This is a genomic window from Streptomyces sp. CA189 (assembly GCF_056428985.1).
In genome coordinates this window covers 84,788-108,958 of sequence record NZ_JBWJVM010000002.1, presented here as the reverse complement: position 1 = coordinate 108,958, position 24,171 = coordinate 84,788, and the positions used below count along the sequence as shown (strand labels likewise).

The following is a 24,171-nucleotide window of genomic DNA, read 5'->3' as shown; positions in this document are numbered from 1 at the left end:
CGCCACGGCTTGCCGCCCGACAGTTCCCGCACGGGATGTGTCGGGTGGGCACGGAAGGACGGACAGCGTGCTGGAGCGGCTGAACCAGGCGTTGGAGCACCTGGAGTCCTGCCTCGACCAGGAGATCGACATGGCCGAGGTGGCCAGGATCGCCGCGGTGTCGGAGTACCACTTCCGGCGGCTGTTCTCCGCACTCGCCGGGATGCCGCTCCCGGTCTACGTGCGGCGCCGGCGCATGACGCTCGCCGGTGCGGAGGCGCTGGCCGGGGAGCTGACGCTGCTCGATGTCGCGGTGCGGTACGGGTACGGCTCCGGCGAGGCGTTCGCCAGGGCGTTCCGGTCGGTCCACGGCATCGGGCCGGGCGAGGCACGGCGCACGGGCGCGGTGCTCACGGCGCAGCCCCGCATGTCCTTCCGTGTCGTCGTCGAGGGAAGTACGGCCATGCGGTACCGGATCGTGGAGAAGGAATCGTTCCGCGTCGTCGGCAGGAAGGCCCGGGTCCCGCTCGTGCACGAGGGGCCCAACGCGGCTGCCACGGCCCACGTGGAGAGCCTGGACGAGCAGGCGGTCGTACGGATGAAGCAGCTGGCCGGACGCGAGCCGGAGGGAGTCTTCTCGGCGGTGGTGCACCTGACCGACAGCCGGGAGGAGGGCGCCGAGGTGGACTACTGGGTCGGCGTGGCGGCCGGCCCCGAGACGGCCGTCGAGGAGCTCGACGCCCTCGACGTGCCGGCCGGGACCTGGGCGGTCTTCGACAACCACGGGCCCTATCCGAGCGCCCTCCAGGAACTGTGGCGAGACGTGTTCACCCAGTGGTTCCCCTCGGACCCGTACGTGAGCCGGCCAGGTCCGGAGCTCCTGCTGACGCAGCCGGTGGAGATCGGCGCGGAGACCGGCTCCCAGCTGTGGGTCCCGGTCGAGCGGGGCGGCGGGAGCACCGGCTGAGTCACTCGCGGCTGCGCGTCCCGGCACCTTCGGAAGAAGGGTGCCGTGAGCGCCGCCACCGCTCCACGACCGCCACCGCCCCGGCGGCCACCGCCACTGCGGCGAGCACCAGGGCCAGGTTCCGCCCGTACGGCAGCGGCAGCGCCGACGGGTTCGGCGGCGTCCCCGGCCGCAGCAGCAGGGGCAGGGTGACCAGTACGAGCACGCCCGCCGTCAACAGGGCTCCCCGTACGAGGCCCCGCGCGGGCACGGCGGCGACCGCGAGGCCGGCCGCCAGGACGAGGGGCGCGATGATCCCGTCGTGCAGGACGAGCGCCCCGCCCATCCACACCAGTACGTCGAGGGGGTCGGGCAGCTCCGCCAGCAGCCGGCCGCCGACGGCGATCAGCAGCAGCCCGGCACCGCCCAGGAGCAGGCGCACGCTCTTCACAGCACCTCCAGGAGGGTGACCCATTTGGTCTGCAGGACTCCGGGCCGGTTCGGCGCGATGATGCGCGCCGGGTAGCCGTGGTCGACGGTCAGGGTCTGGCCGTTCAGTTCCAGCGCGAGCAGGGTCAGCGGGTCCTCGGCGTAGTCCCGGCCCATCTCCATCACCCGGTAGGAGCCGGCCGTTTCCAGCGAGGTGACCCTCAGGCCGGCCCCGGCCGGGGCGCCGGCCCGCGCCATCAGGTCGCGGATCCGGACGCCACTCCAGCGCGCTTCCACGCTCCAGCCCTCCACGCACGCGATCGGCAGCCTCGCCCGCGAGCGCGGCAGAGCGCGGAGTTGATCGAGCGTCAGGGTGTAGGGGACGGGGCCCCGCACCTCAAGCCGCCAGTCCCGTACCGCCCGCTCGGTGACCCCGGCGGCCGCGGCCGTGCGGTTGACCGGGAGCCCCTGCGGTCCGTGGTCGGGGTGCCGGGGCGCGAGCAGGTCGAGCCGCTTCAGCGGGGTGAAGGACTGTCCGACGGTGGTGAGGGTGACGGCTCCGACGGCCGCGCCGACACCGAGCATCAGGGAGCGCCGGTCCGGGCCGTCCTGGACGGGCAGTCGGAGCGTTCCGGGTGACCGGCGGCTCCAATGGGCCCTGATTTCTGGGGCCTTGACGGCAAGGTGCAGGAGCAGCGAGCCGGTCACCACCCAGGCGAGCGCGAAGTGCGTCTGGATGAAGCCGAACGGCCACGGGTACCACTCGGCGATGTTGAGGAGCCCGGTGAAGACCTGGAGGACGGCCGAGGCCACGAGCACGGCCACCGACAGCCGTTCCAGCCCGTGCCGGACACCGCGCACCGGGGGCCACACGAAGAGCCTCGGGTACACCGTCCACAGTTTGGCCAGCAGGAGCACGATCGCCGCGAGCCCGGTGGCGATGTGCAGACCCTGGCTGAGCCGGTAGCCCCAGACCGGGCGGCTGGGCAGCGAGTCCGCGGCCCAGCCGGGCGGGTGCTGGAGGTAGTGGCTGATCAGCCCGGTCAGGAAGCAGACGGCGAAGGCCGCGCCGAGCCAGCGGCCGATGGCGGTGGCCGTGCGGGCATCGTGCAGCCGGCCGCTGAAGGAGGGCGGCCGGAACGGGAAGCGGCGCGCGGGCTCCGGCGGAGCGGGAGGCGGGGGCGGTGGCGGAGGCGGTGGCGGCGTGGACGGAGGTACGGACGGGGGCGCGGGCGGAGTCATGCCCTCCATGAGAGCGCCGCCGGGCCCCGTGCGGGCGGCCCGACACCTTACGAAACGCGGACGTCGGGCCGGGTCGCCCGCCCGGCGGCGCCCCGCGCTGCCAGGCTGACCCGTATGGACCACCCCCGCCGCCGGACCCTCCTCACCGTGCTGCTGCTCGCCGCGCTGACCGCCGTTCTCGTGCCCTCCGTCCGCGAGGAGGGCTACTTCGCCGACCCCGCGCGGCTCACCTGGTGGTACGCGGCCGCCTGGGTGCTGTTCGGCGCGGCCGCCTGGTCGCTGCGGCGGGTGCCGGAGCGGTACGTGGTCCCGCTCGTGCTGGCGGGTGCGCTGGCCGTCTGCGCCGCGGGGCTCTCCGGGCCGCCGCTGACCAGTACCGATTCCTTCCGCTACGCCTGGGACGGGCGGGTGCAGGCCGCCGGGATCTCCCCGTACGACCACGCCCCGGCCGATCCTGCGCTGCGCGCCCTGCGCGACGACTGGCTGTTCCCCCGCGGCGGGGCCGCCTGCGCCGGGCCCGACCGGGTGGCCGTCGAGCCGGGGGTGTGCACCCGCATCAACCGGCCCACCGTGCACACCGTCTACCCGCCCGTCGCGGAGGGCTGGTTCGGGCTGGTGCACGCCCTGTCCCCGCCGGACGTGCGGCACAAGGCCCTGCAGACCGCGGGGGCCCTGCTGGCGCTTGCCGTCACCGGGTCGCTGCTGTTGATCCAGCGCCGGCGGGGCGCGCGCCTGCGGGGCGCCGCGTACTGGGCCTGGTGTCCGGCGGTGGCGGTGGAGGCGGTGAACAATGCGCACGTCGACGTGCTCGCCGTCCTGCTGTCGGTGGCGGCGCTGGGGGTGGTGGTGCGCCGACGCCCGCTCGGCGGCGCCCTGTTCGGGCTGGCGATCGCGGCGAAGCTGCTGCCCGCCGTGCTGCTGCCGGGCGCGCTGGCCGGCGTACGGCGGTGGCGGGACGCGGCGGCGGTGCTGCTGCCCGCGGCCGCGGTCGTGGGCCTGGCGTACCTGCCGTACGTGCTGGTCTCGCGCGCCTCGGTCTTCGGCTACCTGGGCGGCTACGCCGAGGAGGAGGGGTACGAGGACCCGGGCGCGGGCGGCCGCTACGCGCTGCTGCGCCTGGTGCTCCCGGACTCCTGGTCGGTGCCCGCGGTCGCGGTCGGGATGCTGGCGGTGACGGCGTACGTCTGGCGGCGCGGGGATCCGCAACAGCCTTGGAGTGCGGCGCTGTTGGTGACGGGGACGGCGTTCCTGCTGATGACCCCGGGGTACTCCTGGTACGCGCTGCTGCTGATCGCGCTGGTGGCGCTGGACGGCCGCGCCGAGTGGCTGGGGGTGGCGCTCGCGGGGGCGGCGGCGTACGTCTCGGTGCGCGCGCTGGGCGGGGCGACGATCCCGGTGGCGTACGGGCTGGCGGGGGCGGCCGTGCTCGTGGGGTGGGTGCTACGGCGGCGGGCGACGGCCCGGGGAGGGAGGGAGGTTCGCCCCGGACCGCCGCCTCACGCTCCTCGGAGCGGTCAGCCGATGTGGAAGGGGTCCCCGTAAACCTTCCAGTCCAGGGGGGTGTTGAGGTTGAGGTTGCCCTTCTTGAGCCACACCCGCTGGGCCGTGTCGACGCGGCTGGTGTCGCTGTGCGCCTCCTCCTGCTTCATCGCCCAGACCCGGGCGTCGAGGAAGGCGTGCAGCCAGGCGGTCTCGTTGCCGCCCTGGGCCGGGGGCTTGGCCTTGGTGAGGGCGCGCTTGCGGATGTTGCGGAAGCTGGTGGAGTCGGTGCCGTCGCCGTGCATGACGGTGGCGTCGTAGTAGATGAACTGGCCGAGCACGCCGACGCCGTCGGACTTGCCCCGGCTCACGGACGGGTTGAAGTAGACGCGGTCGCGCTCGTGGTTCTGGGCCTTCTTGAAGTCGGAGTCGGCGGCCGCCTTCACCCAGTCCCTGGTGAAGTTGGGGTCGAGGCCGGCGTGTGAATCGCTGCCGTCGACCTTCCGCAGGGCCGGGAGGTACTTGGCGAGCACGTTGCCCGGCTTGATCTGCGTGTAGTACTCGACCAGTTCGAGCATGTCGTGGGTGCCGGAACAGAAGCCGATGATGCCGGCGGTGTAGCCGCGGCCGTCGCCTATGTCCTCGATGTACTTGTACTGCGCCTTCCAGTCCAGCGAGGAGTTCTCCGCGCTGGAGACGATCTGCATGGCGATGTCCTTCTTCGCCGGGTCGTCGAGGCCGACGGCGGCGGCCGACAGCCGCGCGGAGGCCGGTGTCGCGGTGGGGGCGGCGACGTTCGCGTGGGCGGTGACGGGCGCGGCGAGAAGGGCGGCGCCGAGCAGGGTACTTACGGCCAGTCGCTTGCGGTGGGGGGTGAACACGGTGCCTCCATGAGGGAGTTGATGCTCGGGCGACTTCGTTAGGAAACTTTACTACCAGAAGTCCCGCCACCTCAAGGCCCCGACGCGGCCCGCCCCGACGCGGCGGAGTTCAGCCTCTCCGCACCTGGCATATGAGAGGCTGCACAGGGCATGCTTACGCAGATGCGGCCGATTCCGGCCACTGAAACCTCATGTGCACGATCAACGGCAAGCGCGGGGCGGGCGCGGGGCAACCGCAAGAGCGGGCGCGAGCACGACGCATGAAAGGGAGGCGCCGATGGCCGTCCTCGTGATCGGAGACGCACCCACCGCGGCCATCGAGGCGGCCGGGCTGCGGATCCACCCGTGCCGGTCCGGCGCCGACGACGCCCTGCCGGCCACCCTCACCGGAATCGACGCGGTGATCCTCTCCCCCGGCGCCACCCCCGCAGCCCTCCCCCTCGTCGGGCCGGCGCTGGCCGCCCAAGTGCCCGTCCTCGCCCTGGGCGAGGGAGCCCGGCTGCTCACGGAGGCGGCGGGAACGGCGGTCGGCGCCGGAGCCGACCGCACCGACCCCGTGCTCGGCGGCGGCTCCGCGCCGCACGGCTTCCGCGTGGGCGCCAGCGCCTGGGGACTGCCGGTACCCGCCGAGGCCGACTTTGAACTGCTGTGCCGCTTCGCCGAGTTGGTCGCCGGGCGGGCCGAAACCACCGCCACTCGGACCTTCTTCACGCCCCGGGCCGCCGCCTGGGAGGAGCGGTTCGCCTACCAGACCCCGGCCTACGAGGCCGCCGTCGCCCGGATGCGGCTGCGCCCCGGGCAGCGTGCGCTCGACCTGGGCTGCGGCAGCGGCCGCGCCCTGCCCGCGCTGCGGGCCCTGGTCGGGGCCGCCGGCACGGTGATCGGCGTCGACCTCACGCACGCCATGCTCGCGGCGGCCGCCCGCGCGGGCCACGGCGGCCCGGCGCGCCTGCTGCTCGCCGACTGCGGGCGTCTCCCGCTGCCGGCCGGCGCCGTCCAGGGCATCTTCGCCGCCGGGCTGCTGGACCACCTGCCGCAGCCGGCCGCAGCCCTGTGCGAGTGGGCCCGTGTCACCGCCCCCGGCGGTGAACTGCTGCTCTTCCACCCCTCCGGCCGTGCGGAGCGCGCGGCCCGCCACGGTCGCACCGTCAGCCCCGACGACCCGCTGGCCGAACCGAACCTCTGCCCGGCCCTCGAAGCGGCGGGCTGGCACGTGGCCACGTACGAGGACGCCCCCACCCACTTCCTGACCCGCGCCACCCGCTGACTCCGCCGGGGCGGGGCTCCGCTCAGCCCTCGGCGCGGCCGGCGGTGCAAGCCGCCAGGCGGTCCCGCAGGCCCCGCTTCACGTCCGGCCACTCCGGGCGCGTGATGCTGTACACCGCCGTATCGCGGATCCAGCCGTCGCGCATGACCATGTGGTGCCGCAGTACGCCCTCGTGCTGCGCGCCGATCCGGGTGATCGCCGCCCGCGACTTCGCGTTCCGCACGTCCGTGAGCAGCTCGACCCGGTTCATCCCCAGCGCCTCGAAGGCGTGCGTCAGCATCAGCAGCTTCGCCTCGGTGTTCGCACCGCTCCGCTGCCAGGACGCGGCGAGGAAGGTCCAGCCGATCTCCAGCCTCCGGTTCGCGGTGTTGATCACCATCAGCCGGGTGGACCCGATGACCCGCCCCGTCGCCGCGTCCAGCGTCGCGTACGGGATCTGCGTGCCCGCCGCCCGCGCCGCGACCGCGTCCTCGATGAAGCCCCGGACATCGTCCGGGTGCGGGACGGTCGTCACCGCGAGCTCCCAGAGACTGCCGTCGCGGACCGCCTCGCACAGGCCGTCGTGGTGGCGGATCTCCAGCGGCTCCAGCCGCACCCGCTCGCCGGCCAGCTCCGCCGTCGCCGCTGCGTCCGCGTCCACCTGCTGCATGTCCGACCTGCCCGTTCCTCGTGGTTGCGCGCCGACACGCGGACCCTATCGGCGCGGCCCGGCACACTCATCCGGTTTTCCGCCGCCCCGGCCGGACGCCGTCAGAGCCAGCCGTTGCGCCGGAAGCCCCGGTGGATGACGAAGCACGCGACGGCCATCACGCCGAGCACGAAGGGATACCCGTAGGTCCACTTCAGTTCGGGCATGTGCTCGAAGTTCATGCCGTAGACCCCGCAGACCATCGTCGGGACGGCGATGATGGCCGCCCACGCCGTGATCTTGCGCATGTCCTCGTTCTGGGCGACGGTCACCTGCGCGAGATGGGCCTGCAGTATCGAGTCGAGGAGGGCGTCGTACGCGCCGATCTGGTCGGTGGCGCGGGTCAGATGGTCGGCGACGTCCCGGAAGTACGTGCGCATCTCCGACGGGATGACCGGAATCGGCTGCGTGCTCAGCTGCTGGAGCGGGCGGCCCAGCGGTGCCACCGCCCTGCGCAGTTCCAGCAGTTCGCGCTTGAGCTGGTAGATCCGGCCGGCGTCCCCGCGGCCGCCGTGCTCGCTGAACACCATGGTCTCCACGGCGTCTATGTCGTTCTGCACCGCGTCCGTGACGGCCACGTACTCGTCGACCACGTGGTCGGCCAGGGCGTGCAGGACGGCGACCGGTCCCTTGGCCAGGTGCTCGGGGAACGCCTCCAGCTCCTCGCGGACCGCCCCGAGGGTGCCCCGGCCGCCGTGCCGGATGGTGATGACGAAGTCGTTGCCGGCGAAGGCCATGAGCTCGCCGGTCTCCACCACCTCGCTGGTCGCGGTCAGTTCCTCGTGCTCCACGTACCGCACGGTCTTGAACACGGCGAAGAGGGTCTCGTCGTAGCGCTCGATCTTGGGCCGATGGTGGGCCTGGACCACGTCCCCGACGGCGAGCGGGTGCAGGCCCAGCAGCTCGGCGAGTCCGGCGAACTCCTCCTCCGAGGGCTCGTGCAGGCCGACCCAGACGAAGCCCTCGCCCGTCTTGCGGACCCGGCGCAGCGCCTCGCCGACATCGGCGTGGCCGTGGTCGTCCCGGCGCACGCCGTCCCGGTAGACGATGCAGTTGACGACGGCGCTGCCGAGCGGGGAGCGGACCGGGTGGCTGAGGTCGACCGCCCGCCGGTAACTGCGGCGCACGGCCCGGCGCAGGTTGCTGAACATGGACAACGGACGTACTCCCCTTCGGCGGAACACCGGCCAGTGTGCCACCGGCACGCGGACCGCGCGGCCACGGGTCCGTACGCGTGAGCAGCCTCCGCTCAGGCCCGGTCGATGAAGACGCTCGTGGACTTCACCCGCGCCGTCGCCCGCGCCCCCACCTGGAGGCCGAGTTCCTCCACCGCCTCCCGGGTCAGCAGCGACACGACGCGGTGCGGTCCGGCCTGGATCTCCACCTGCGCGTCGACCGTGCCCAGCTTCACACCGGTCACGATGCCGGGGAAGGCGTTGCGCGCCGAGGTGTACGGGGCCCCCTCGCCGTCGCCGCCCTCCTGCGCGACCTCCACGCAGAACGCGGCCAGGTCCGGCCCGTCGACCATCCGCCGGGTACCGTCCCGACGCGTCGGGAACCTCTCCGCGTCGGCCCACCGCCGGGCCGTGTCTACGCTGACGCCGAGCAGCCGCGCCGCCTGGCCGATCGTGTAGGACTCCATGCCCGCAGCCTAAGCCCTCCCCCGACCGGTCCTCGCAGGCCAAGGGCCCGGTCGCGGCTTCCCGCACGTTCCCGGCAAGGCCACGGACCCCCGGGCCCCGGTCCCGGCTCCGGCCCGGCTCCGGCCCGGTCCCGGCTCCGGCCCGGTCCCGGCTCCGGCCCGGTCCCGGCTCCGGCCCGGCTCCGGCTCCGGCCCGGCTCCGGTCGCGGCAAGACCCCGCAGGCTCCGCCCGTCAGTCGAGCGCCGCCGCGGCCGCCCGTGCGACCGCCTCCGCCACCATCGACAGCGCGGGCGAGTCCAGCTTCCACTGCTGCCAGTACAGCGGTATGTCCAGGGTCCGCCCGGGCGCGATCAGCACCAGTTCCCCCGCCTCCAGCAACGGGGCGGCGTGCACCATCGGCAGCATCGCCCAGCCCAGCCCGGCGACCGTCGCGTCGCAGAATCCCTCCGACGTCGGCAGGTGGTGGCGGACCGTCGACGCCCTGGCCGCCGCGTCCCCCGTCACCACCCGCACGAACTCGTCCTGGAGCAGGTCCAGCCGGTCGAACACGACGACCGGCGCCACCCTCAGGTCCCGCTCCACCTCCCCCCGCAGGTGTCGCGCCGCAAACCCCGGGCTCGCCACCGGCAGGTACCGCACGAGACCCAGCCTGCGCACCGTGCACCCCGCCACGGGCACCGGCTGCGAGGTGACCGCCGCCATCACGCGCCCGTCCCGCAGCAGTTCGGTCGCGTGCGCCTCGTCCTCCCGGTGCAGCTCGAAGCAGACCGGCGGGTCCTGCGGCACCCCCGTCAGCGCGGGCAGGAACCACGTGGCCAGCGAGTCCGCGTTGACCGCGATCGGCAGCCGTACCGGGCCCAGCCCCTCGGCCATGCCCAGCTCGGCCCGCGCGTCGCGCTCCAGCCGGACGAGCTGCCGCGCGAACCGCACGACGACCTCCCCGGACTCGGTCGCCCGCACCGGCTTGGTCCGCATCAGCAGCACCCGACCGGTGCGCTGTTCCAGTGCCTTGACGCGCTGGCTGACGGCGGACGGGGTCACGTGCAAGGCGGCGGCCGCCGCGTCGAAGGTGCCCTCGTCGATCACCGCGAGCAGCGTCCGGACCTGGTCGGCAGGCAGCTCATCCATCACAGCGGCTAATGCTACGTAAGAATCTTTAGCTGTACTCCTCGACCCGCCGCTGCCTACGGTCGAAGACATGACACACGGCATCATCGCGGCGGCCCTCGCGGGCTTCGGAACCGGGCTTTCCCTCATCGTGGCCATCGGCGCCCAGAACGCCTTCGTCCTGCGCCAGGGCGTACGCCGCCACTCGGTCTTCGCCGTGGTCGCCATCTGCGCCCTCTCGGACGCGGCCCTCATCGCCCTGGGTGTGGCCGGAGTCGGCGCGTTCGTCACCGCCTGGCCGCCCGCCCTCACCCTCGTCGGCCTCGTCGGCGGCGCCTTCCTGATCGGCTACGGAGTCCTCGCCGCCCGCCGGGTGCTGCGCCCCGACCCGGGCGCCGCCCTCGCCGCGAACGGCGGCGGCAAGGGCGCCGGGTCCACCCGGCGTGCCGTGCTGACCTGCCTGGCCATGACCTGGCTCAACCCGCACGTGTACCTCGACACCGTGCTGCTGCTCGGGTCCATCGCCTCCGGCCGCGGCGACCTGCGCTGGGCCTTCGGCGCCGGGGCCGTCCTGGCGAGCCTCACCTGGTTCGGCGCGCTCGGCTACGGCGCCCGGCTGCTCAGCGGCCCGCTCGGCCGGCCCTCGGCCTGGCGCGCACTGGACGGCCTCGTCGCGGCGACCATGGTCACGATGGGCGGCCTGCTCCTCGCCCGGGCCTGAACCCGGCCGCCCCGGCCGACCCGGGCGCCCCGGCCGTCCCGGGCTCTGAGACCCCCGCCGCGCCCGGCAGCGCGGGCGCCGGCACGGTCGGCACCGGGCACACCGCGCCGAGGCTCGCGGCGGCTTCCGCCTCCCACAGCGCGGTCCAGGTCCGGTCGGGGAACCGGGCGAACATTCCTTCCCCTTCGGGTGGCGACCAGGCCACTGCGGCCACCAGTTCCCGCCCTCCGAGCCGGGCCTCCCGGGCCCCCGCCCGCAGGGCGGCCAGGCTGCCGAGCGAGCCGCCCACCCCGACCACCACGCGGCTCATAGGCCCGGCTCCCGCACGGCCCTGACCAGCCCGTCGACCCATCCTCGCAGGGCCGGAAGGGCGGGCAGCCCGGTGCCGGACCGCCGCTCGTGGCGCTGCTGGAGGACCCGCTCGGCACGGTCGCTGAGGACGGTGACCTCGCTGGACATGAGGGTCTCCTTCCCTCGGGCACCAGACCAATTCCGTGCCCCGGCCTTCAGCCTGGGGGTGGATTGGCCTGGCCAGCAGTGCCAATTCCACGCATCTGGTCTGGCACCGTCCACCGAGGTCCACCCCATGGACACTCCCCGAGTGGGTACGGATCACCGTGCCCCGCCACCTCGCAGCCCGCCCCGTACGCCATCTCCCCGTACCGCCAGGAGCCCCCGTGCCGGATCAGTCCCCGCCCCCGCCGCCACCCGCGTCCCCGTACACCGACTCGGTCCGCGCCTACTACGCCGCCCAGCCGTCCCCCCTCGTGGCCGCCACCGGGATCGTGCTGGACCCGCGCGGGCGGGTGCTGGTCCTCACCACCTCGTACAAGGCGGAGCTGGAACTCCCGGGCGGGGGCGTGGAGGACACCGAGACCCCGGAGGAGGGGCTGGCCCGGGAGCTGAAGGAGGAACTGGACCTGAGCGTGCCGGTCGGGCGGCTGCTCGCCGTGGACTCCCGACCGCCGGGGCCCCTCGGCCGCTCCCTCGTCGTCCACGTCCACCTCGTCGGCCCGCTCACGCCCGAGGAGACCTCCGCGATCTCCTTCCCGGACGGGGAGGTCACCGAGGCGCACTGGCTCACGCCGGAGGAGGCCTACGCGGCCCTGGACACCCGGAAGGCGTCCCGCCTGCGCGCCGCCCTGGCCGCCCTGCATTCCGGGTCCCTCGCGCACCTGATCGAAGGGGTGACGCAGCCCGGCTCCCCGGCCGGCTTCGACCCGGCGCGCCGGGCGGAGCTGGAACACGCGGGCGCCTACGACACCGCCGGCCACCGCGCCGCCCGCCCCAAGGCCCTCACGGCGGCGAGCGTGCTGTTCACCGACTCCGCGGGCGGGGTCCTGCTGGTGCGGCCCGCGTACGGCGACCCCGACCACTGGAACCTGCCCGGCGGCGGCATCGACAGCGACCTCGGCGAGATCCCGCGCGCCGCCGCCCGGCGGGAGGTCCTCGAAGAGCTCGGCCTCGACCTCGCACCGGGCAGGCTGCTCGCCGTCAACTGGTCCCACCGGTCCGGCTATCCGGCCCGGGTCCGGTTCCTCTACGACGGCGGCACCCTCGACGCCGCGACCCTGGCCCGGATCCGCCTGCCCGAGACGGAGCTCCTCGAATGGCGTGCGGTCACCCCGGCCGGACTGCGCCGGTTCGCCAAACCGGCCCTCCGCCGCCAGATCGAGGCCTGCCTCACGGCCCGCACCACACCGGCCGGCCCCCTCGAACTGCATGCCGGCCGACCGGTGGCGCAGGGTTAGGCCGTCCCTTTCGGATCAGGACCCGGCGGCGAGCCGTCGGGCACGGGCGATGACGCCGGCCCGGGCGAAGTAGCCGAGCCCCTCTGCGCGCAGGGACTTCGAGACCTCGCGCTTCGTGAACCCCCGGGCCGGCATGACCGCCGCCTTCCGGGTCACAGCCTCCCGGGCCCGGTCCCCCTCCGTGGGCTGCTGCCCCCAGACGCGGGGCTCGGGGTGCGGACCGGGCTCGGGGTGCTCACGGGGCTCGGGGTGCCGAGCAGTGCCGGCGGCGGGCACCCGCCGGGCGAGGCGGTCGGCGCGGGCCCCGGCTGCCCGGTCCGCGTGCCGGGCCGGCGGAACCCGGCCCCGCCACACACCCGCCACGTCGGCCCCCGGTATCTCCAAGGGGGGTGGCGGGCAGGCACGGCCGGGTCGCGGCGGCGGGCGGGGCCGCGTTGCGGCTGATCAGGTCGCGCAGCGCGGTATCGGCCTCGACGGGTGTGAGTACGGCGATGTCCGCGTGCGGCAAGGCCCGGGGCGGCCACTCCGGCCGGGACGATGACCATGCGGGTGGTCTTGGAGGGACGCACCCCCAGCACCGCGCCGTGCCGTTCGGCGAGTTCGGCCACGGCCGGCGTCTGCGGGTCCGCGCCCAGGGGCACGATCCGTACGCCCTTCAGCTCCGTACCGGTCGCGGGCAGCCGCTCGGCGAGCTCGGCCTGCGCCGACGCGTCCCGCCCGAGCACCCGGCCGGTGGCCGCGACCTCGGCCAGGGCAGCGGAGTACGCGGCGGCCCCGGCCGGGTCCGGGGACGTACGGGTCCTCATAGGAAGGGCCCGGAGGAGGTGTGCCAGCCAGTCGTCCTCGCCCTTGCGCAGCCCGCAGGCGCGCGGGCGGACCCGTACGGAATCCGGCCCGGCCGGCGGTTCTCCGGCGGCGGGGCCGCCGGTGAGGACGAGGGGGACGGGAGCCGTGGCGATCAGGGTCGTGAGGATCCGCGCGGTGTGCCGGGCGTCCTCCAGAGCCGCGTGCGAGGACAGGGGCCACGAGCCCGAGAGGCTCTTCACGATCCCGCCGAGCTTGTAGCCGATCAGCTCCGTGTGCGCCCGGTACTCCTTCAGCGTGCACAGGCCGATGCCCGCACGGCGGAACTCGGCGGCCAGGAACTTCGATTCGAAGTCCAGGTGGTGGGCGACCACCACCGCGCCGCTCATGATCCGGATCAAGGTGCCGGCCAGCTCCTCGAAGCGAGGGGCGCGCGCCGCCTCCGCGTTGCCGATGCCGTGGCAGTACTCGTTCTCCGGCGTGATCCGGCGCTGCGGATTCACCACGCTGGCGAACTCCTCCACCACGCTGCCGTCCGCCCGCACCCGTACGGCCGCGATCTCGCAGATCCGGTGCCCGCGCGCCGGATCGAGCCCCGTGGTCTCCAGGTCGACGACCACGTACCCGACGTCGCGCGGATCCACGCCCCTCCGGGAGGACCACGGACCAAAGCCCTCCGGCGTTTCGGCCATCACGCCCGACCGCAAGGTCCGTACCCCCCAAGGGTGGGTGCTCCATACACGAGGTGTCTTCCGAGCTCATGTACGGAATCCATCTCGGCTCAAATACGTGTGTTCGACGGCACGACCGCCGTCGTTGACCCGGGTGAACCAGCTCCGGGGATGGGGGACATGGCCATGGGGGAAACGACCGGCGGCGAGGACCGAACACACGAGGACGTCCCGCCGGACGTCCCACCAGACGTCTCGCCGGACGTCTCGCCGGACGTCTCGGACTCGGAGCGGCTGCTGTTCGGCGGCGAACTCGCCTACGACATCGGCTGGGAACGCCACGAGGGGGCCTGGCTGAAGCTCGGCCTGTGGACCATGGCCAAGGAACTGCCGCGCATGGCGGCCATGGGCGTGCGCCTCGCGCACCTCGCCGACCCCCGCGCGCTCCGGGTGGTCCTCGGCGCCGAACTCGGCCGCGGCATCACCCAGGCCGTAGGACTGATCGCCGTCAACGGGGTCCTCGGCCACATCCTGTCCGCGGGATCGACCAACGAGCGCCTGGCCCGGGCCGTGCCCGCCCTCGCGGCGGTCGCGGTCACCGCGCTGCTCGGGTCGCTGCTGCGCTCCGCCTCGACCGCGTCGACCGGCGCGCTGGAGCCGAAGGTCCAGCGGGTGGCGACCGAGCGGTACCTCGGGCTGGTGCACCAGGTGGAGCTGTCCGCCATCGAGGACGACGAGTTCCACCGCCTGCTCGATGCCGCCCGGTACGGTGCGGACTCCGCGCGCCGCATGGTCCGGTACTGCACGAACACGCTGAACTCGCTGATCTCGCTGGTCGCCGCGGCGGGTGTGCTCACGGTGCTGCACGTGGGGCTGCTGCCGCTGCTGGTCATGATGACCCTGCCCAGCGCTTGGAGTTCGCTCACGATCTCCAAGCAGCGCTACATCTCCTTCCACACCTTCGTCCAGCACGCCCGTGCCGGACACCTGCTGGGGCAGCTCCTGACCCAGCAGGAGGCGGCGGCCGAGGTCCGGGTGCACGGGGTCGGACCGTTCCTGCTCGGCCACTTCCGCGGCATGGCGGAGACCAGCGAGCGCGAGCAGACCCGCCTGGCCCGCAACGCCGCCCGGATCGGCCTGACGGCCGACGGCGCCGGCGGTCTGGCGACGCTCCTCACCTACGGGGCGCTCGGACTGCTGCTGTGGAGCGGGTCGATGGACCTCGCGGTCGCCGGTACGGCCGTCCTGGCGATCCGTACCGGCGCGTCGAGCCTGGACAGCCTCGTGCTGCAGATGGCCGAACTGCACCAGGAGTCCTTGCACGTCGCCGACTACGAACGCCTCTGTGCGGAGGCCGCGGACCGTGCCATTCCCGCCACCGGCCTGGCGCTGCCCGAAGAGCTGCGGGAGGTCCGCTTCGAGAAGGTCACCTTCACCTACCCGGCGAGCACCGGCGAGGCCCCCGAACCGACCCTGCGCGAGGTCTCCCTGTCCTTCCCGATCGGCAAGGTCATCGCGATCGTCGGGGAGAACGGCTCGGGGAAGTCCACCCTGATCAAGCTCCTGGCCGGCCTGTACCTGCCCGACGAGGGCGGCGGCACGATCTGGTGGGACGACGTCGACGCCGCCCTGGCCGACCGCCGGCAGATCTTCGCCCGGGTCGCGCTCATGTCCCAGTCCTTCTACCAGTGGCCCTTCACGTTCCGGGTCAACGTGGGAATCGGCCGCCCCGACCGCCCCGTCGACGACGCGGCGGTCGGGGCCGCGGCGGCCTTCTCCGGAGCCGACGACTTCCTGGCCGGTCTGCCCCACGGCCTCGACACCCTCCTCGCGCGCGGCTACAAACGCGGCCGCCAGGCCTCCGGGGGCGAGTGGCAGAAGATCGGGATCGCGCGGGCCTGGTACCGGCACGGCCAGATCATGGTGGTGGACGAGCCCACCAGCGCCCTCGACCCGGTCGCAGAGCAGCGGTTCTTCGACCGCCTCCGGAGCCTCGCGGCGACCGGCCGGACGGTGGTCCTGATCACCCACCGGCTGCACTCCGTACGCCACGCCGACGTCATCCACGTCCTCAAGGACGGCCAGGTCGCCGAGTCGGGCACCTTCACCGAACTCATGGACGTGGGCGTGGCCGTGGGCGCGGGCGCGGACGGTGCCACGGGCTCCACGGGCGCCGGGGGCGAGTTCCGCAACGCCTACCTGGTGCAGGCGTCCGCGTTCGCGGAATCCCTCCCCGCCCAGCGCGACCACCCGCCCGGCACCACGACCGAAGCGAAGACCGGAGACCTCTCATGAGCCGCCCCGCCGACGAACAGACCGAGCAGACCGAGCAGACCGAGCAGACGCAGCAGACCGAGCCCGTGAACGCCTCGGCCCTGATCCACGACGGCCACGGCCACTACCTGCTGCACCTGCGCGACGACCTGCCCGGAATCTGGGAGCCGGGGGCATGGTCCCTGCTGGGCGGCGGACGCGAGCCGGGGGACGTCTCGCTCGAGGGGACGGTCCGCCGCAAACTGCGGGAGGAGGCGGGCCTGGTGCTGCCCGTGCTCCGGCCCTTCGCCGTGGAGTCGGCCACGGGCACCGACGGCACGGCCGTACCGGTCCACGTCTTCGAAGGCGAGTGGAGCGGCGACCCGGCCGAGCTCCACCTCACCGAGGGCATCATGCTCGCCTGGTTCCACCCGTCCACGATGCCCCGCCTGCGGCTCAGCCCCTCCACGCTGGCCCTCGTACGCCGCCATGCCGCGCTCCGGCCCGAGCCCGGCTCCGTCCCTCCGGCCGGGCCGGCGGTACGGACACCCCCGCCGGCCCGGCCGGAGGGGCGCCCCGGACCCCGCGCGGGCAGCGGGAGCGGAAGCGGAAGGGTCCCGAACATCGTCGGCGTCCACCTCTACCTGGAGCGCGACGGCCGGCTGCTGCTGGGCCTGCGCCACCCCGACTCCGCGTACGCGGGATCCACCCACCACTTCCTCGCCGGGCACTGCGAACAGGAGTCGGCCGTGACCTGCCTGGTCCGCGAGGCGCAGGAGGAAGCCGGGCTGGTCATCGACCCGCGGGACGTGGAGCTGGTCCACCTCGTGCACCTCGTGCACGAGGCCGGCGGACAACCCCGGATGCAGTTGTTCTTCCGGGCCCGGCGGTGGCGGGGCGCGCCCGAGGTGCGCGAGCCCGACCGGTGCCTCTCCTGGGGCTGGTGGCCCGCCGACACCCTCCCCGACCCGGTGGTCCCCTACGCCCGGGCCGCCATCGAAGGCATCCTGGCCGGCCGCCCCTACACGGAGCTCGGCTGGGCCTGATCCGCGCACCCGCACCCGCGCCCTGCCCCCTTCCCCCTTCCCCCTTCCCCCTTCCCCCTTCCCTCCGCCACCCTCCCGAGGAGCCCGCATGGCCGATCCCCACCCGGTCCCCGCCGCGACCGGGCCCGAGCGCTACAGACTCCCGGTCGACGTACACCTCCTCCTGGTCCGGGGCGGAACGAACGGACGGGAGGAGGTACTGCTGTCCCGGCGGGCGGGCACCGTGTACGCCGCGGGGTTGTGGCACGCGCCGTCCGGACACCTCGACGGACCGCACGAGGACGTCGTCACCGCGGTGATCCGTGAGGCGGCCGAGGAGACCGGCGTACGGATCGAGCCGGCCGCGGTGCGGCTGGCCGTGACCGTCCACCACCGCGGCCCCCAGGGCAAGGCCCGGATCGGCCTCTTCTTCGAGGCCCTCACCTGGCAGGGCATCCCGGAAGTGCGGGAGCCGGACGTCTGCGACGCCATGGGCTGGTACCCCCTCGACGTACTGCCGGAGCCCATGGTCGCCTACTGCCACGCCGCCCTCGACGCCTACCGGGCGGGCCTGCCGGGTGCCGTGCACTTCCAGGAGCCCGGCGACCCGGTCCGGCACCGCGCGGACGTTCCCGACCGGATCCACCGGCTGCCCGGCCCCGCCCGGACCCCCGGGACACCGACCCGAAGGGAAGCCCCACACCCGTGAAGCCCATGAAGCCCATGAAGCCGACGCCGAGCGCACAGGCCTGGCACGACCATTACGCCGCCGGCCGGGACTTCCGGCCCCTGTCCGGCACCGAGGAGGCGGTCCTCCGCGAGCACCTGTCCCGGCCGGGCGGCGCCGGGGACGCCCGGGCCCTGGAGGTGGCCTGCGGAACCGGACAGGTGGCCCGCCTCCTCGCCGGTCTCGGGTACCGGGTCGACGCGGTGGACTTCGCCGAGGCCGCCCTCGAACGCGCCGCCGCCGCCTCGACGGCCGGGATCACCTACCACTGCCTCGACGTCACCGCCGGGGAGCTCACGACGCTCGCGACCCGCGCCGGCGGACCGTACGACCTGATCACCGTCCGCCGGGCCCTGGCCCACCTCCCCGACCGCACCCGCATCGTCGCCGAGCTCGCCGCCCTGCTCACCCCCGCCGGGACCCTGTGCGTGATCACCCCCCACGCCTCCCGACAGCCGGCCACCCTGCGCGACATCAGCCTGGACGACGCGGAGATCTCCCGGCTCACCTACGGCTGGGAGCACACGACCCGCAGGGAGGCCGACGGCTCCACCGTCCTCCTGCTCCAAGGCCCCAAGCCCACCGGGCCCACCGCCCAGGAATCCGGAGGGAACGAGACGGCACGATGATCGGCATGACGGAGATATCCGCTTTTGAAGGTCACCCTCGCGTCCACCGCCCGGAGCTGCTGGAGGAGCCCCTCTTCTGGCTCGGCCACCTCTACTCGGGCGCCTTCGACGAGGACACCGAAGAACTGCTCTTCGGCGCGGACTACGACGCGGCCGAGGCGTTCCACCGGGAGCTGCACGAACGGGCGGAGTGGCCCGTCTTCACGATCCCTCTTGCCGCCGGGCATCTCCTTCACGTGGTCCACCGCGCGTGGAAGGACGACCCGGGAGTCGACTATCTCCTGCACCACCCCAGTTGGGGGCGTGCGCTCGTCCTGGCCAAGAACGACGGGCACTCCATGGGTCCCGCCCTGTCCTGGCCCGAGCTGTTCTCCGCCGCCGACAACGGGCTGCCGGGAGGCAGCACGGCCGATCCGCACGGCCGGATCCTGTTGCTGCTGCCCGCTCTCGGAGACGACAGCACTCCGGACAGCGCGGCACCCCGTCTGGCGGCAGCTCTCCGCGCCCTGACCGCCGTCGGGGCCCCCGGGGAACTCGCTGCCGCCCTCGCCGACGCCCAGGGTGCGGCCGGGGAGTCCCGCTGGACCACCCGGGACGGTGTTCGGGTGGACGACGGCGCGTACTCCTACCGGAACCCGTCCAACGCCTTCGCCCTCGCGCCCGAAGAGCTGGCTCGCGTTTCGGCGGCCCTCGCCTTCTGAAGCCCTCGCCTTCCGAGTGCGATGCGGCCGGCCGGCTACTTCGGCTCGGTCGCGAGCTGGATCAGGTTGCCGCAGGTGTCGTCGAAGACGGCGGTGGTGACGGGGCCCATCTCCAGCGGCTCCTGGGTGAAGCGGACGCCGAGGCCGCGCAGGCGCTCGTACTCCGCCCTGACGTCGTCGACGGCGAACTGGGCGAGCGGGATGCCGTCCTCGACGAGCGCGTCGCGGTAGGTCTTGGCGGCCGGGTGGCCTGCCGGCTCCAGCAGGAGTTCGGTGCCGCCGGGCTCCTCGGGCGAGACCACGGTCAGCCACCGGTCCGGCCCGCCGAGCGGGACGTCGTGCTTCTTCACGAACCCGAGGATCTCCGTGTAGAAGTGCAGGGCCTTGGCCTGGTCGTCTACGAAGACGCTGGTCAGGTGGATCTTCATGGGGTGCTCTCTTCCGGTCCGGACGGGTCGGGCGGGCGCCATCGCTCGGCGATCTGCCGCAGCGGGGCCGTGTTCAGGTCGTGGAACTTGTACCGGCCCTCCCGCCTGGTCTCTACGAGTCCGGCGGCCTCCAGCACGGCGAGGTGCTGGGAGACGCCCTGGCGCGAGATGCCGAGCTGGTGCTTCATCGTCAGCCGCGAGCAGATCTCGAACAGCGTCTGCCCGGACTTCTCGGCGAGCTCGTCGAGGATCGTGCGGCGGGTCGGGTCGGCCAAAGCTCTGAAAAGTTCGTCGGCCACCACCACAGGATAGGCAAGCAATCACTTGCCTACCAACCCGAGACGCCGAACCCGCACTCAGCCGACGCCACGGGGGGCGGCCTCCGCGAGCAGCCCGTCGACGACCACGCGGAGCACCTGGGGGTAGATGTCCCGCGCGGCCAGCCCGGCCCACTGGACGCCGATGGCGGCCAGGTGGGGGACCTTCGACGGGTCCAGGTCGTCGCGGTAGGCGAAGGGCTCGCCCTCGGCCAGCCGGCGGGCCGAGCGGGCGCGGACCGTGACCTCCCCGACGGTGAAGTACCAGATGCCGCGGAAGACGTCGACGCTCTGCCCGGGCGTGCACCCGCGGTCGGCGGCTCCGCCCACGATCGCTTCGACCATCCACATCGCCGATTCGTCGAGGAGTCCGACGAACCCGTCGGCGGACAGGACCTCCGCCGCCCACGGCCAGGCCGCGAGGGCGTCGTGCAGCGCGGTGGCGGCCGCGACGATGCGCTCCCGCGGGTCGCCGGGCAGCGGGGTGCGTTCGATCTGCTCGATGTGGTGGTTGAGCAGGAGGAGCAGCAGGTCGTCCTTGTTCCGGATGTGGTGGTACAGGGTCGTCGCCCCGACGCCGATCTCGGCGGCCAGGCCGCGGATCGTCAGTTTCTCCCAACCGTGCTGATCGATGAGCCGTCGGGCGGCCACCAGGATCTGCGCACGGGAGGTCACGGGGGGCCGGCCGGTGCGGCCTTGCGGTGCGGGCGCTCGGGACATCGCCCCATCATGCCGCTCCCCGCCCTCCGCCTCGAAACGGGTGCGGCTGCGGGTTCCAGGTCGACTTCCATGTTCCCCGCGGCCCGTCTCGTGTTAATTTCGGAACATGTTCCGAAACTTAAAGGCCAGTAAAGGGACCGGAGTTCGCGATGCCGAGCCGCCCCTGGCGGGGCTGCTGCGCCCCTACTACGCGAGTTTCGCCGCCGTGGTGACCTTGCAGATCGTCGGCGCCTTCGCGGGTCTGCTGCCGCTGCTGGCGGTCGTCGAACTGGGGCGCGCCCTCCTGGCGCCCGGCCCGGTCGATCACGGTCATGTCCGGATCCTCGTGATCGCGGGCGCCGCCGGCTTGTTCCTCCGGCTGCTGTGTACGGCCGCGTCGTCAGGAATCGGGCACCTCGTCGACGGCCGCGTGCAACTGGCGTTCCGCCGGCGACTGGCCGCACGGCTGGGGCGCGTACCGATCGGCTGGTTCTCCCGGCGCCGGACCGGCGAGCTGGCCAAGGTGGTGGGAGAGGACGTCAGCGCCGTGCACCCGTTCATCGCCCACGCCCCCGGCGAGCTCGTCTCCGCCTTCGTGGTTCCGCTGGTGTCGCTGGTCTACCTGTTCACCGTCGACTGGCGGCTCACACTGATCACGCTGATACCGGTCGTGCTGGCCGTGGCGCTGGTCCCCCTGATGATGACCCCGACCCGGCTGCGCGAGCAGCAGGAGTTCGACGCCGCCATGGGAAGGATCTCGAGTTCCGTCGTCGAGTTCGTCCAGGGCATCTCCGTGGTCAAGGCGTTCGGCGGGTCCGGTCACGCCCACCGCCGGTTCCGCACGGCGGTGGACGGATTCGTCGACAGCTTCTCCACGATGGTGCGCGGTCTCGCCGGCATCGCCGCCGGGATGCAGGTGGCGCTGTCGCCGCCGTTCGTACTGTTGGCCGTCCTGATCGGCGGCGCCGCTCGGATCACCACCGGTGACATGGCTCCGGCCGACCTGCTGCCCTTCCTGCTGCTCGGACTGGGCCTGACCGCCCCCGTGGCGGCCCTCGGCCACGGCTTCGACGACCTGCAGGCCGCCCGGCGCGCGGTCGGCCGGATCCGGGAGGTGCTCGCGGTGCCGTCGCTGCCGGAGCCCGCGCACCCGGTCGCACCACGGGGTCACCGGGTGGAACTGCGCGGGGTGCGATTCGGCTACGAAGCCGGCCACGAGGTCCTGCGCGGGATCGACCTGGTGCTCGAACCGGGGACGACCACCGCGCTCGTCGGGCCGTCGGGCAGCGGAAAGTCCACGCTGGCCCAGCTGTTGCTGCGGTTCTCCGACCCGACCCACGGGTCGGTGGCCCTCGGCGGTGTCGATCTGCGCGAGCTCGGCAGCCGGGAGCTCTACCGGACGGTCTCCTTCGTCTTCCAGGACGTCCGCCTGCTGCGCGCGTCCGTCGCGGACAACATCGCGCTCGCGGTACCGCATGCCGGCCTCGACGACGTGGTGCGCGCCGCCCGGCTGGCGAACATTCACGATCGAGTTCTCGAACTGCCCCGCGGATACGAGTCGGTGATCGGTGAAGACGCCGGCCTCTCGGGCGGCGAGGCGCAGCGCATCGCGCTCGCCCGCGCACTGCTCGGCGACGCGCCCGTTCTCGTACTCGACGAGGCCACCGCGTTCGCGGACCCGCAGACCGAACAGGCGGTGCGCCGGGCGCTGGCCACGCTGGAGGGTGACCGGGCGATCCTGGTCATCGCCCATCGCCCGGAGACGATCGCCGACGCCGACACCGTGGTGATGCTGGACCAGGGATTGATCGTCGAACGCGGGACACCGGCCGAACTCCTTGCGCGGCAGGGACGGTTCGCCGCGTTCTGGCACTCCCGGCGGTCGGCCGCCGCCGACCGGACCACAGCCCGCGGTGACGTACTGCACGGAGGAGAGCCCCGATGATCCGCATGCTGCTGCGCGTACTGGGCCACGAGTACGCCCGGTCGGTACGTCGCACCGTGACCCTGATGACGGCGACCGCGGTGGTCGAAGGCCTGTCCTGCGCACTGCTGGTTCCCGTGCTGCGGGCGCTGTTCGGGAGTGCGCCGGAAGACGCCTGGCCCTGGCTGACCGCGTTCGGGGCCGCGGTCGCGGTCTACGCGGTACTGCGCTTCGTCAGCGACCGGTCCGGATTCCGTGTCGGGACCACGCTGCTGCGCGGGACGTACCACCGTCTCGGCGATCAGCTGGCCCGGCTGCCCATCGGCTGGTTCGACGACCGCCGCCTCGGCGAGGTGTCCGTCCTGGCCGGCCGCGGCGTCCTCCAGGCGATGAGCGTCATCGCGCATCTGCTGGCGCCGTTCGTCTCCGCCTGTGTGACCCCCCTGACGATCGTCTTCGTGATGCTCGCCTTCAACTGGCAACTGGGTCTGACCGCATTGGCCGCCGTACCGATCGTGGCGTGGATCCACGTCCGCACGGGCCGCTCGGCGGCCGCCACCGACGCGGAGCGCCACGAACGCGACCACGAGGCCACCGGTCGGGTCATCGAATACCTCCAGGCCCAGCCGGTCCTGCGGGCCGGCGGCCGGACCGTCGAACGCTTCCGGGTCCTGGACGACTCGCTCCGGGAAGTCGAGCGCGCTTCCCGCCGTTCGACGCTGTCGGCGCTGCCCGGCTCCGTGGGTTCGACGCTCGCGGTGCAGACGACGTTCACCGTGGTGCTGGCCCTGGGCGCCCACCTCGCGCTCGGCGGACACATCGGTGCGGCGGAGGTCCTGGCGCTCCTGGTGCTGGCCGCCCGCTGCGCGGATCCGCTGCTGTCGCTGTCGGAGATCGGCGGCCGGATCCGCGGCGCGCGCCACGAGCTGGCGAAACTCGACGCGGTACTGCGCACCGAGCCGCTGCCGGAAGCCGCCGAACCGGTCCGGCCGGTACGCCATGACCTGGAGTTCGCGTCCGTCGCCTTCCGGCACGGCGACCGCACGGTGATCGACGGCCTGTCGCTGTCCGTTCGGCAGGGACAGCGGCTCGCCGTTGTCGGACCGTCGGGCTCCGGCAAGAGCACCTTGCTGCAGTTGCTCGCGCGGTTCTACGACGTGGACGCGGGCGCGGTCCGTGTGGGAGGTGTGGACGTACGCGCGATCGACTCGGGGGTGCTGATGGAGCAGTTCGCCATCGTCTTCCAGGACGTCTACCTCTTCGACGGCACGATCGAGGAGAACGTGCGCCTCGGCCGCCCCGGCGCGGACGAGTCCGAGGTCCGGGCGGCGGCGACGGCGGCGGGGCTGGACGAGGTGATCGAGCGACTGCCCGGCGGATGGTCGGCGCACGTCGGGGAGGGCGGCGCACTGCTGTCGGGCGGGGAACGCCAGCGGGTCTCGATCGCGCGAGCACTGCTGAAGGACGCGCCCATCGTGCTGTTGGACGAAGTGACCTCCGCACTGGACCCGGTGAACGAGGCGGCCGTCCATGACGGCATCGAACTCCTGATGGCCGGCAGGACGGTGGTGATGGTCACGCATCGGATGCGGACCGTCCGGCGCGCCGACCACGTCGTCTTCCTGGACGGCGGCCGGATCGTCGAGGAGGGAAGCCACGACGCGCTGCTGCGCCGCGGCGGCCGCTACGCCGACTTCTGGAGCATCTCCCTGCCACCGGCGGCGGCATCCCGCTGATCATGCGCGTGAGGTCGGGTGAATCCTTTTCGGAGCTCCCCGCCTCTTGTCCTCGTACCGGCCGAACGGGCCGAAGGAACACAGGAGGAGACACCCATGATGGTCACCGGCCTCGTAGTGATCG

The 24,171-nt window shown here is 73.4% G+C and carries 25 protein-coding genes; 12 read left to right on the top strand and 13 right to left on the bottom strand.

Annotated features, from left to right (window positions below; translation table 11 throughout):
• Positions 1–67 precede the first annotated feature (67 nt).
• Positions 68–946 (top strand): AraC family transcriptional regulator, encoded by an 879-nt coding sequence (locus AC061S_RS02755; protein ID WP_478684180.1) that lies wholly within the window; start codon positions 68–70, stop codon positions 944–946.
• A gap of 1 nt (position 947) precedes the next feature.
• On the opposite strand, the gene AC061S_RS02750 is transcribed toward AC061S_RS02755, so the two are convergent.
• A complete protein-coding gene (locus AC061S_RS02750) occupies positions 948–1,376 on the bottom strand; it encodes a hypothetical protein (protein ID WP_478684179.1) in 429 nt (142 codons plus the stop codon).
• Positions 1,373–2,596 (bottom strand): molybdopterin-dependent oxidoreductase, encoded by a 1,224-nt coding sequence (locus AC061S_RS02745; RefSeq protein ID WP_478684178.1) that lies wholly within the window; start codon positions 2,594–2,596, stop codon positions 1,373–1,375. Before AC061S_RS02745 ends, AC061S_RS02750 begins: the two co-directional genes overlap by 4 nt.
• Positions 2,597–2,710: 114 nt before the next feature.
• On the opposite strand from AC061S_RS02745, the gene AC061S_RS02740 reads away from it, so the two are divergent.
• A complete protein-coding gene (locus tag AC061S_RS02740) occupies positions 2,711–4,138 on the top strand; it encodes a glycosyltransferase family 87 protein (protein ID WP_478684177.1) in 1,428 nt (475 codons plus the stop codon).
• Here AC061S_RS02740 and AC061S_RS02735 read toward each other — a convergent pair.
• The gene (locus AC061S_RS02735) at positions 4,111–4,956 is read right to left on the bottom strand and encodes a chitosanase (RefSeq protein WP_478684176.1); all 846 of its coding nucleotides are present in this window, start codon (positions 4,954–4,956) and stop codon (positions 4,111–4,113) included. The genes AC061S_RS02740 and AC061S_RS02735 overlap by 28 nt on opposite strands.
• A 277-nt stretch (positions 4,957–5,233) precedes the next feature.
• Here AC061S_RS02735 and AC061S_RS02730 point away from each other — a divergent pair, with 277 nt between their 5' ends.
• Entirely contained in the window at positions 5,234–6,223 is a 990-nt protein-coding gene (locus AC061S_RS02730; protein ID WP_478684175.1) for a class I SAM-dependent methyltransferase, read from the top strand.
• Positions 6,224–6,245: 22 nt separating this feature from the next.
• Here AC061S_RS02730 and AC061S_RS02725 read toward each other — a convergent pair whose 3' ends face one another.
• The 4 genes from AC061S_RS02725 to AC061S_RS02710 form a co-directional block, all read right to left on the bottom strand.
• Positions 6,246–6,872, bottom strand: a complete 627-nt coding sequence (locus tag AC061S_RS02725) for a GNAT family N-acetyltransferase (protein ID WP_478684174.1) — start codon at positions 6,870–6,872, stop codon at positions 6,246–6,248.
• Between the two features lie 101 nt (positions 6,873–6,973).
• The gene (corA, locus tag AC061S_RS02720; RefSeq protein WP_478684173.1) at positions 6,974–8,062 is read right to left on the bottom strand and encodes a magnesium/cobalt transporter CorA; all 1,089 of its coding nucleotides are present in this window, start codon (positions 8,060–8,062) and stop codon (positions 6,974–6,976) included.
• A 98-nt stretch (positions 8,063–8,160) separates the two neighbouring features.
• Complete coding sequence (locus tag AC061S_RS02715; RefSeq protein ID WP_478684172.1) at positions 8,161–8,553, bottom strand: TOBE domain-containing protein; 393 nt, start codon at positions 8,551–8,553, stop codon at positions 8,161–8,163.
• Positions 8,554–8,785: 232 nt separating this feature from the next.
• Entirely contained in the window at positions 8,786–9,682 is an 897-nt protein-coding gene (locus tag AC061S_RS02710; protein ID WP_478684171.1) for a LysR family transcriptional regulator ArgP, read from the bottom strand.
• Between the two features lie 70 nt (positions 9,683–9,752).
• Here AC061S_RS02710 and AC061S_RS02705 point away from each other — a divergent pair, with 70 nt between their 5' ends.
• A complete protein-coding gene (locus tag AC061S_RS02705) occupies positions 9,753–10,382 on the top strand; it encodes a LysE/ArgO family amino acid transporter (protein ID WP_478684170.1) in 630 nt (209 codons plus the stop codon).
• Here the strand turns inward: AC061S_RS02705 and AC061S_RS02700 are convergent.
• Together AC061S_RS02700 and AC061S_RS02695 are read right to left on the bottom strand one after the other, a co-directional pair.
• Positions 10,348–10,692 carry a hypothetical protein gene (locus AC061S_RS02700; RefSeq protein ID WP_478684169.1) on the bottom strand — a complete coding sequence of 115 codons (345 nt, stop codon included), beginning with the start codon at positions 10,690–10,692 and terminating at the stop codon, positions 10,348–10,350. The genes AC061S_RS02705 and AC061S_RS02700 overlap by 35 nt on opposite strands.
• The gene (locus AC061S_RS02695) at positions 10,689–10,841 is read right to left on the bottom strand and encodes a hypothetical protein (protein ID WP_478684168.1); all 153 of its coding nucleotides are present in this window, start codon (positions 10,839–10,841) and stop codon (positions 10,689–10,691) included. The genes AC061S_RS02700 and AC061S_RS02695 overlap by 4 nt, the downstream gene beginning before the upstream one ends.
• Before the next feature lie 218 nt (positions 10,842–11,059).
• On the opposite strand from AC061S_RS02695, the gene AC061S_RS02690 reads away from it, so the two are divergent.
• Positions 11,060–12,133, top strand: a complete 1,074-nt coding sequence (locus tag AC061S_RS02690; RefSeq protein ID WP_478684167.1) for an NUDIX domain-containing protein — start codon at positions 11,060–11,062, stop codon at positions 12,131–12,133.
• A 152-nt stretch (positions 12,134–12,285) separates the two neighbouring features.
• Here AC061S_RS02690 and AC061S_RS02685 read toward each other — a convergent pair whose 3' ends face one another.
• Positions 12,286–13,581, bottom strand: coding sequence for a 3'-5' exonuclease (locus AC061S_RS02685; RefSeq protein ID WP_478684166.1), 1,296 nt, complete (start codon positions 13,579–13,581; stop codon positions 12,286–12,288).
• Between the two features lie 213 nt (positions 13,582–13,794).
• Here AC061S_RS02685 and AC061S_RS02680 point away from each other — a divergent pair, with 213 nt between their 5' ends.
• The 5 genes from AC061S_RS02680 to AC061S_RS02660 all read left to right on the top strand — a co-directional run bounded on the left by AC061S_RS02680 (position 13,795) and on the right by AC061S_RS02660 (position 18,943).
• Positions 13,795–15,903, top strand: a complete 2,109-nt coding sequence (locus tag AC061S_RS02680; RefSeq protein ID WP_478684165.1) for an ATP-binding cassette domain-containing protein — start codon at positions 13,795–13,797, stop codon at positions 15,901–15,903.
• Positions 15,900–16,907: an NUDIX hydrolase gene (locus AC061S_RS02675; RefSeq protein WP_478684164.1), complete on the top strand. Its 1,008-nt coding sequence runs from the start codon at positions 15,900–15,902 to the stop codon at positions 16,905–16,907. Before AC061S_RS02680 ends, AC061S_RS02675 begins: the two co-directional genes overlap by 4 nt.
• Before the next feature lie 88 nt (positions 16,908–16,995).
• Positions 16,996–17,595, top strand: coding sequence for an NUDIX hydrolase (locus AC061S_RS02670; protein WP_478684163.1), 600 nt, complete (start codon positions 16,996–16,998; stop codon positions 17,593–17,595).
• Positions 17,596–17,600: 5 nt separating this feature from the next.
• The gene (locus AC061S_RS02665; protein ID WP_478684329.1) at positions 17,601–18,242 is read left to right on the top strand and encodes a class I SAM-dependent methyltransferase; all 642 of its coding nucleotides are present in this window, start codon (positions 17,601–17,603) and stop codon (positions 18,240–18,242) included.
• A 5-nt stretch (positions 18,243–18,247) separates the two neighbouring features.
• Positions 18,248–18,943: a hypothetical protein gene (locus tag AC061S_RS02660; RefSeq protein WP_478684162.1), complete on the top strand. Its 696-nt coding sequence runs from the start codon at positions 18,248–18,250 to the stop codon at positions 18,941–18,943.
• A 35-nt stretch (positions 18,944–18,978) separates the two neighbouring features.
• On the opposite strand, the gene AC061S_RS02655 is transcribed toward AC061S_RS02660, so the two are convergent.
• The 3 genes from AC061S_RS02655 to AC061S_RS02645 are packed head-to-tail and all read right to left on the bottom strand — an operon-like array spanning position 18,979 to position 20,408.
• Entirely contained in the window at positions 18,979–19,371 is a 393-nt protein-coding gene (locus tag AC061S_RS02655; protein ID WP_478684161.1) for a VOC family protein, read from the bottom strand.
• The gene (locus AC061S_RS02650; protein WP_478684160.1) at positions 19,368–19,670 is read right to left on the bottom strand and encodes an ArsR/SmtB family transcription factor; all 303 of its coding nucleotides are present in this window, start codon (positions 19,668–19,670) and stop codon (positions 19,368–19,370) included. The genes AC061S_RS02655 and AC061S_RS02650 overlap by 4 nt, the downstream gene beginning before the upstream one ends.
• Positions 19,671–19,727: 57 nt before the next feature.
• Complete coding sequence (locus AC061S_RS02645) at positions 19,728–20,408, bottom strand: TetR/AcrR family transcriptional regulator (protein WP_478684159.1); 681 nt, start codon at positions 20,406–20,408, stop codon at positions 19,728–19,730.
• Positions 20,409–20,514: 106 nt separating this feature from the next.
• Between AC061S_RS02645 and AC061S_RS02640 the strand changes: the two genes are divergently transcribed.
• Entirely contained in the window at positions 20,515–22,332 is a 1,818-nt protein-coding gene (locus AC061S_RS02640) for an ABC transporter ATP-binding protein (protein WP_478684158.1), read from the top strand.
• On the top strand, positions 22,329–24,047 hold the full coding sequence (locus tag AC061S_RS02635; protein WP_478684157.1) for an ABC transporter ATP-binding protein: 1,719 nt from the start codon (positions 22,329–22,331) through the stop codon (positions 24,045–24,047). The genes AC061S_RS02640 and AC061S_RS02635 overlap by 4 nt, the downstream gene beginning before the upstream one ends.
• The last annotated feature ends 124 nt before the right edge of the window (positions 24,048–24,171 follow it).